The 8,227-nt window shown below is 74.5% G+C and carries 5 protein-coding genes; 4 read left to right on the top strand and 1 reads right to left on the bottom strand.

The window, feature by feature from the left end:
• Positions 1-378: 378 nt before the first annotated feature.
• Positions 379-4,344, bottom strand: coding sequence for a type VII secretion protein EccCa (eccCa, locus tag ABZW30_RS41190; RefSeq protein ID WP_355676443.1), 3,966 nt, complete (start codon positions 4,342-4,344; stop codon positions 379-381).
• A gap of 191 nt (positions 4,345-4,535) precedes the next feature.
• Between eccCa and eccD the strand changes: the two genes are divergently transcribed.
• From eccD to ABZW30_RS41170, 4 genes are all read left to right on the top strand, one after another.
• Entirely contained in the window at positions 4,536-5,903 is a 1,368-nt protein-coding gene (eccD, locus tag ABZW30_RS41185) for a type VII secretion integral membrane protein EccD (RefSeq protein ID WP_355676442.1), read from the top strand.
• 49 nt (positions 5,904-5,952) lie between these two features.
• Positions 5,953-7,398 carry a type VII secretion protein EccB gene (eccB, locus tag ABZW30_RS41180; protein WP_355676441.1) on the top strand — a complete coding sequence of 482 codons (1,446 nt, stop codon included), beginning with the start codon at positions 5,953-5,955 and terminating at the stop codon, positions 7,396-7,398.
• Between the two features lie 103 nt (positions 7,399-7,501).
• The gene (locus ABZW30_RS41175) at positions 7,502-7,834 is read left to right on the top strand and encodes a WXG100 family type VII secretion target (protein WP_355676440.1); all 333 of its coding nucleotides are present in this window, start codon (positions 7,502-7,504) and stop codon (positions 7,832-7,834) included.
• A gap of 81 nt (positions 7,835-7,915) precedes the next feature.
• Positions 7,916-8,215, top strand: a complete 300-nt coding sequence (locus tag ABZW30_RS41170) for a hypothetical protein (RefSeq protein WP_355676439.1) — start codon at positions 7,916-7,918, stop codon at positions 8,213-8,215.
• Positions 8,216-8,227 lie beyond the last annotated feature (12 nt).

Below are 8,227 nucleotides of genomic sequence, written 5' to 3'. Positions count from 1 at the left end.
CTCGCTCCGCTCGCTCATGCGCCCACCTCGCTGCGCTCGGCAGGCGCTTCGCACAACGCGCACCTCTTGATGGTGAGCTCGCTCCGCTCGCTCATGCGCCCACCTCGCTGCGCTCGGCAGGCGCTTCGCACAACGCGCACCTCTTGATGGTGAGCTCGCTCCGCTCGCTCATCGCGGCTCCCCGGCGGTGGGCACGGGGGCCCCGGCGGATGACGGGCGAGGCTCCACCTCAGCCATGGGCGTACGCCTCCCTGCTCGATCGTCGGGACCCGCACGAGCGGCGTCCCGGCCAGCTATACGGCGCCGGTACGGCCCGCGGTTCACCGGTCCGGCGCCCCACCCCTCCTACGCTCCACCGGTCCTGCGCCCCACCCGTCCTCAGGGCCCGTCCGCCGCCTCCGGCTCGGGTACCAGCGCCGTCTGGAGCTGCACGGTGCGCCGGCGGGTGATGTGCAGTGCCCGGCCCGGCGGCAGCTGGCGGGGCTTCACGTTGCCGAACAGCACGCCCTCGCTCGGCGGGCAGGAGAGCAGCACCGCCGGGGTGTTGACCTCCTGCAGCCGGCGCAGCAGCGGGTCGCTCATGGCCCGCCCGGCGCCGTTGGCGCTGCGGGCGACGATCAGGTGCAGGCCGAGTTCGGTGCCCTGGGCGAGGTGGTCGAGCAGCGGGGCGAAGGGGTGGCCGGTGAGCGGTGCCGAGATCAGGTCGTAGTCGTCGACGAGGATGAACAGCTCCGCGCCGGTCCACCAGTCGCGCAGCTTCAGCCGGGCCGGGCTGATGTCCTCGCCCGGCACCCGGCCCTCCATGGCCCGTGCCGCGCCTTGGACGATCTGCTTGAGCACGTCCACGGCGACCGCGTAGCCCAGCCGGTACTCCTCCGGGACGAGGTCGAACAGGCCGCGCCGGAAGTCGATCAGCATGATCCTGGCCTCGGCCGGGGTGTAGGCAGCGGTGATGCCGTTGACCAGGTGGCGCAGCAGGTTGGTCTTGCCGGTCTCGCTGTCGCCCATCACCATCAGGTGCGGAGACTCCTCGAAGTCGTGCCAGAGCGGGGAGATCTCCCGGTCCTCCAGACCGAGGGCGATCCGCAGCCGGCCCTCGGGCGCCGGGAGCGCGGCCGCCTCCAGCAGCAGCGGCAGCATCCGGACCTGTGGCGCGCGGGGGCCGGTCCAGTGGTCGTTGACGGCCTCGACCAGGTCGGCGACGCCGTCCGCGAGGTCGTCCGGGTCGCCGGTGCCGTCGATGCGCGGCAGGGCGGTGAGGAAGTGCAGTTGTTCGTCGGTCAGGCCGCGGCCGGGCACCTTTGGGACGGTGGCGGCGGCCCGCATGTTGATCATGGAATCGACCGAGTCGCCCAGCCGGAGCTCGAACTTGGTGCCGAGCTGGTCGCGCAGCGCGCTGGTGACCTCGGCCCAGCGGGTCGCGGTGATGACCAGGTGGACGCCGTAGTTGAGGCCGCGGCCGGCGATCAGGCCGAGCACCTGGACCAGTTCGCCGAACTCCTGACGCAGGGTGTTCCAGCCGTCCACGACGAGGAAGACGTCGCCGTGCGGGTCGTCGGCCAGCTCCGGGTCGCCGGCCGCCCGGCGCCGCCGGAAGGACGCGGCGGAGTCGATGCCCAGCCGGGCGAAGCTCTGCTCGCGGCGCGCGATGATGGCGTTGATCTCGGCGATCGTGCGGCCGACCCGCTCGGGGTCGTGCCGCCCGGTGACCCCGCCGACGTGCGGCAGCCCGCGCAGCGCCGAGAGGCCTCCGCCGCCGAAGTCCAGGCAGTAGAACTGCACTTCGCGCGGTGAGTGGGTGAGCGCCAGGCCGGTGATCAGGGCGCGCAGCAGGTTGCTCTTGCCGCTCTGCGGGCCGCCGGCGATGCCGACGTGGCCGCCCGCGCCGGACAGGTCGGCGGTGAGCAGGTCGCGCATCTGCTGGAACGGCCGGTCGACGACGCCGATCGGCACCGACAGCCCGCCGCGCTGCGGCCACCCCTCGGTGGTCAGGCCGTGCTCGGGGTGTGGGGCCAGCGGGGGCAGCAGCTCGTCCAGGGTGGGCGGCACGTCCAGCGGCGGCAGCCAGACCCGGTAGGCCGGCGGGCCGGCGTCGGTGAGGCGCTCGGCGGCGAGTTCCAGCAGGGAGTGGGCGGTCTTCTCCTCGGCCGGCTCGGGCTCGGCCGCCACCGGCTGCTGCCGGGGCGCGACGTACTCGGTGCCGTACGCCACGATCTGGCCGGCCACCGCGGCCTGCCGGGCGGGGCTCGGCCGCTGCCGGCGGTACGGGCCGGAGACGTACGCGGCCTTGAAGCGGGTCAGAGTGGAGATGTCGCTGCGCAGGATGCCGTTGCCGGGCTGGGAGGGCAGGTGGTACGCGTCGGGCACGCCGAGCACGCCGCGGCTCTCCATCGCCGAGAAGGTGCGCAGACCGATCCGGTACGACAGATGGGACTCCAGGGCGTGCATCCTGCCCTCGTCCAGGCGCTGGGAGGCGAGCAACAGGTGGACGCCCAGCGAGCGGCCGAGCCGGCCGATCATGATGAACAGCTCCATGAAGTCGCGGTGGGCGGCGAGCAGTTCGGAGAACTCGTCGACCACCACGAACAGCGTCGGCAGCGGGTCCAGCTGGACGCCGGACGCGCGGGCGGCCTCGTAGTCCAGCAGCGAGGTGTAGTTGCCCGCCGAGCGCAGCAGCTCCTGGCGGCGCATCATCTCGCCGTGCAGGGCGTCGCGCATCCGGTCCACCAGCGCCGCCTCGTCGGCCAGGTTGGTGATCACGGCCGAGGTGTGGGGGAGGCGGTCCAGGCCGAGGAAGGTCGCGCCGCCCTTGAAGTCGACGAGCACGAAGTTGAGCGTCTCGGAGGAGTGGGTCAGGGCGAGGGCCAGCACCAGGGTCCGCAGCAGCTCCGACTTACCGGAGCCGGTCGCGCCGATCAGCAGGCCGTGCGGGCCCATGCCGCCCTGGGCGGACTCCTTGATGTCCAGGTCCACCGGGGTGCCGTCCGAGCCCAGGCCGAGCGGGACGCGCAGCCGCTGCTCGGCGGGCCGCTCGGACCAGGCCCGGCGGACGTCGTGCCGGTGCAGGTCCTTGATGCCCAGCAGTGAGGTCAGGTCGAAGTCGGTGGCGAGCGGTTCCGCGCCGTCCGCGGCGTTGCCGAGCCGGTAGGGCGCCATCAGCGCGGCGTAGCGCCGGGCGGCGGCCGGGCCGAGGGCGTCGGGGCGGCCGAGCGCGGTGACGCTGTCCTTGCGGTTGCGGTCCGAGGCGACCAGCTCCAGCCCGCCGGCCGCGGTGATCCGCAGCCGCAGCCGGTGCTTGGCGTGCTTCCACTCCAGGGCGCCGTCCACGTCCAGCACCGTCGCGTTGCGGTAGCCGGCCAGCGCCGCCCGGCCGCCGGAGGGCAGCGGCGCCCCGTCGACCACGATCAGGGTGTACGGCTCCTCACGGCCGGGCTGGACGTCCGGCTCCCACGGTCCGCGGCCGGCGAACTCGGTGCCGAGCAGCTGCTCCAGCTCCACCATGGAGGCGGCGACCAGCCGGACCGGGCCGGCCCCGTCGGTCTCGTTCGGGTGCAGGGCGTGCGGCAGCCACTTCAGCCAGTCCCAGTCGGCTCGCCGTTCCGGGGCGGTGACCAGGGCGATCCGCAGCTCGTCCGGGGCGTGGAAGAACGCCAGCTGCGCCACCATCGCCCGGGCCAGGGAGCGCTGCGCCTCGCCGGGGTCCGGGGCGTCGGTGCCGGCGTCCTCCTCCTGGCCCCGCAGCAGGACGTGGGCGTAGCCGCGCACGTGCACCGCGATCGGCTGCTCCTGGAGCGTGCCGTAGGCGTGGATGAACCGCCGCAGCGCGTGGGCGCACAGCGGCTCCAGGTCCTCGACCGGCTTGGTGGCCAGCGGCGCCAGCCGCACCGCCAGGCGCTGGGCGCCCACCGCGATCCGCACGTCGCCGAAGTCGGGGTGGCCCGCCCGGCGCTCCCACAGCCGCGAGGTGCGGACCATGGTGGCCAGCGCGGCGGGCTCGGGGTGGCGCCAGGCCAGCGCCTGCTGCTGCTTGACGGTGTGGCGGCGGACCTGGCGGCGGATCTGGGACAGGTAGCGCAGGTAGTCCCGGCGTTCGCCGCGCAGCTGCCGCTTGCGGTCGCTCTCGCCCCGGATCAGCTGCGTGACCAGCATGCCGACGGCGGACAGGCCCATCATGCCGATCGCGACGTAGGTCAGCGGCCCGTTGGCGGTGTTGGGGTTGAGGAAGATGAACACCATCGACAGCGAGCTCAGCGCCATCGGCGCCATGGTGAGCATCGTGGCCAGCCCGCTCTGCGGCTCGGGCAGACCGGGCGGCTCCTGCAGCTGGATGTCCCCGTCCGGCATCTCCGGCCCGGAGCGCCGGGGCGGACGGTCGACGACGACCTGGCTCAACGGGGCTCTCCTCACACACGCGTGGACCTGTCGACCCATCGCACGGACCGCGCCCCCGCCGCGGTTCACCGGCCCGGTGAACCGCTGCCGCAGGGACGCACGTAATGCCGGTCGGAAGCCCGCAGACCGGAGAGTGGGAGAGCATGAGTGGTGCAGCCGTGGCCGGCCTGTGCAGACTGAGGTTCCGCGCGCCCGAGACGGCCTTCGAGCTCGCCGTGCCGTCCGACGTGGTCCTGGCGGACCTCATGCCGGCCGTGCTCGGGCACGCCGGCGCCGAGGCCGAGGAGGCCGGCGCCGAGCACTCCGGCTGGGTGCTGCAGCGGCTCGGCGGCGAACCCCTCGACGAGGAGCGCACCCTGGACGCGCTCGGCCTGCACGACGGCGAGGAGCTCTTCCTACGCCCGCGCACCGCCGAGCTGCCGCCGGTCCACTTCGACGACCTGGTCGACGGCGTGCGCAGCGGCATGCTGGAGCGGCGCGACTCCTGGCGCCCCGAACTCACCCACCACCTCGCGGTGGCCGCCGCGCTGGTCGCCCTGGCCGGCGGCGTGGCCCTGCTGCTCCTGCCCGGCCCCGACCGGATCCGCTGCGCCGCCGCCGCGACCGCCGCCGTACTGCTGCTGTTCGGCGCGGGCGGCGCCGCCCGGACGGTCGGCGACACCGGCGCGGGCACCGCTCTGGGCGCCGCCGGGATCGGGTACGCCGTCACCGCGGCGACCCTGGTGCCCGGTCTGGACGGCGCGGACCGGCTGCTCGCCGGGGGCTCCGCCGGGGCCGGCGCCGCCGTGCTGGCCCTCGCCGTCGTCGGTGCCTCGGCGCCGTTCTTCCTCTCCGTCCTGTTGGTCGCGGTGGTCGGCCTCGGCGCCGGCGCGATGGCCGTCCGGGACGTGCCGCCGGAGCATTCCGCCGCCGTACTGGCCTGCGCTGCCGTGCTGTTCGGCGCGTTCGTCCCCGGGCTCGCCTTCAAGCTCGCCGGGCTCCGGCTGCCCGCGCTGCCCCGCAACGCGGAGGAACTTCAGGAGGACATCGAGCCGTTCCCGGCCGAGGACGTCCTCGCCCGCAGCAACGTCGCCGACGGCTACCTCACCGGCTTCCTCATCAGCATCGGTCTCGCCTGCGCCGTCTGCCTGACCCTGCTGGCCGGCGCCGACGGCTGGGGCCCGGCCGCGACCGCCGCCGACCTGTCGGTGCTGCTCCTGCTGCACGCCCGCGAGATCGGCAGCCTCCGGCAGCGCCTCGGGGTCGTGCTGCCCGGCCTGTACGGGCTGGTGCTGCTGGCCGGGCGGCTCGGCCTGCAGGGCAGCCCACAGGGCCGACTGACCCTGCTCGCCGGCCTGCTGGTCGTCGCCGCGGTGCTGCTGGTCGTTGCCTGGGCCGTCCCCGGCCGCCGCCTGCTGCCGTACTGGGGCCGCGCAGCCGACCTGCTGCACTCCCTCGCGGCCTTCGCGCTGCTGCCGCTCGCACTCCAGGCGCTCGGCTTCTACCACATGCTCCGGGCCGTCGCCGGCTGACCCGGCGAAGCCTCCCCCCGACCGAACCACCGACCCCGGGAGACGTCCCATGCAGTCCAGACGCGACCAGGTGCAGGCCCACCTGTTCGTGATGAGCCGGGTCTCCTCCGGAATGCTGCGCGGAGAGCCGGACGCACCCGACACGCCCGTCGCCCGGACCACCCGCGGCGCCGTGGTCGGGCTCGCCATCGGGCTGCTGATCGGCGTCGGCGTGGGGATCTACGGGCTCGTCGAACCCGGTGGCGCGACCGGCTGGCAGAAGCCCGGCACCCTCGTGGTGGTCAAGGAGAGCGGCGCCCGCTACCTCTACGCCGGCGGCCAGCTACGCCCGGTGCTCAACCAGGCCAGCGCCCGGCTGCTCGCAGGTGAGCAGTTCAGGTTCGCGCAGGTCAGCGCCGCCTCCCTGGACAGCACTCCGCGCGGGGCGGTCGTCGGGATCGTCGGCGCCCCCGACGGACTTCCGGCTGACAAGGACCTCGGCCCGGCGGACTGGTCGGCCTGCGCCGTCCCGGTCTCCCAGGCCGGCCGGAGCACCTCGCAGTTGACCCTGTCGATCGGCCTGCGCCGCGGCGGGCGGCCGATCGGCGACGACCACGCGGTGCTGGCGGCCGGCCCCGACGGCGCCCCCCAACTGCTGTGGCGCGGCCACCGGTTGCGGATCGACTCGGCGAACGGGGGGCTCCGGGCGCTCGGTTACGCCACCGCCACCCCGTACCCCGTGACGGCCGGCTTCCTGGACGCCGTCCCGGTCGGGCCGGACCTCAAGGCCCCCGACCTGCCCGGCCGGGGCACCCCCGGCCCGGCGCTCGCCGGCCTGGCCACCAAGGTCGGCCAGCTGTTCGCCGGCCCCGGCGGGGAGCACTACCTGCTCGCCGGGGACGGCCTGGTGCCGCTCGGGGACACGATGTTCCAGCTCGTCCAGGGGGACCCGCGGACGCAGCGGGAGGCGTACGGTGGCGCGGCGGTCACCCCGGGCCCGGTCGGCCCGGCGGACCTCGCGGCCCACCAGGCGCCAGCAGCCACCGTCTCCGCCTGGAGCGGCTCCGAACTGCCGGGCCGGGCACCGCAGTTGGCGACCGTCGGCGAGGGCCGGGCGCCGTGTGCCGAACTGCACCCGGCGGCCGGCCCGGCCGCCGTCGCCCTCACCTTGACGGACGCCGTCCCCGGCCAGTCCCCGGCCGCCCAGCCGGGCGTCGCCCCGGCCTGCGGCGGCGCCGACCGGATCGCGGTGCGCCCGGGCGGCGGCGCGCTGGCCCTGGCCGTCACCGCCTCCGGTGCCGGATCGACCCTCTACCTGGTCACCGACGCCGGGGTGAAGTACCCGCTGCCCTCGCCCGCCGCGGCCAAACAGCTCGGCTACGCCAAGGCCGCCCCGACGGCCGTCCCGACCCGGCTGCTCGGCCTGCTGCCCACCGGGCCCAGCCTGGACCCGGCCGCGCTGGCGGGCGGCGGCGTGGTCGGCGCGGCCGCCCCCGCCAACCCCTGCGGGGGCTGAACCCGAAGGCCGTGCGCGCCCGTTCACTATGCCGGGCCGCGCACGCCCGCCCCACCGAAGGCGCCGGCGACCGACCGGCGCCCCACCCCCAGAAGGGAATCGCATGGCCGGCAACAACATGCTCAACGATCCGGCGGTAGTGCAGCAGGTGCTGACCACCGTGGAGGCGCAGGACCAGCACATGCAGGAGACGCAGCGTCAGATCACCGCGATCGTCGAGGAGATCACCGCGCACTTCCAGGCCGCCGCGAGCACCGTCTTCGTGGAGAAGATGCAGGACTGGCAGGCCAAGTACGACAAGGTGCGCGAGCAGTACAAGACGTTCCACGACCTGCTCACCAGCGGTTCCGGCCTGATCCAGGGCTCGGGCCAGGACGCGGTCCAGATCGTCTCCGGTCTCGGGGTCGGCGACGACATCGTCAAGGGCCTGAGCTGACACCGGCCGGCGGGCGACACCGCCGGCGCACCCACCGGCCGGACGACGGCCGCCACCACCGCTGACCGAAGGGAACGAACGATGGCAGACGACCGGATCGAACTCCACCACCAGCAGATCGACGAGGCCGCGGCGATGCTGCGCCAGCAGAGCCAGATGATGCACGAGATGATGGAGCAGACCCGCACCTTCCTCACCCAGGGCCTCGGCCACGAGCTGCACGGTGACTACGCCGACGGCGGCAAGGCCTACGCCGACATCCTGTCGAGCGCGGACACGGCCATGACGGACGACGTGGCGAAGGCCGCCGCCGCCCTGGACGAGGTCCACGGCCTGATCCGGGACTCGGACAAGCGCGCCGGCTCCAACTTCAACTACTAGGACCGGGTGAGC

Source organism: Kitasatospora sp. NPDC004669 (assembly GCF_040609455.1).
Classification (GTDB): Bacteria; Actinomycetota; Actinomycetes; order Streptomycetales; family Streptomycetaceae; genus Kitasatospora.
Note: the sequence above shows the minus strand (reverse complement) of the source record. Positions and strands in the feature narration are given on the sequence as shown.

What these genes read in the sequence shown, in the direction of transcription:
- eccCa (WP_355676443.1), bottom strand. Translation starts at nt 4,344, where the DNA reads ATGCCGGACGGGGACATCCAGCTGCAGGAGCCGCCCGGTCTGCCCGAG.
- eccD (WP_355676442.1), top strand. Translation starts at nt 4,536, where the DNA reads ATGAGTGGTGCAGCCGTGGCCGGCCTGTGCAGACTGAGGTTCCGCGCG.
- eccB (WP_355676441.1), top strand. Translation starts at nt 5,953, where the DNA reads ATGCAGTCCAGACGCGACCAGGTGCAGGCCCACCTGTTCGTGATGAGC.
- ABZW30_RS41175 (WP_355676440.1), top strand. Translation starts at nt 7,502, where the DNA reads ATGGCCGGCAACAACATGCTCAACGATCCGGCGGTAGTGCAGCAGGTG.
- ABZW30_RS41170 (WP_355676439.1), top strand. Translation starts at nt 7,916, where the DNA reads ATGGCAGACGACCGGATCGAACTCCACCACCAGCAGATCGACGAGGCC.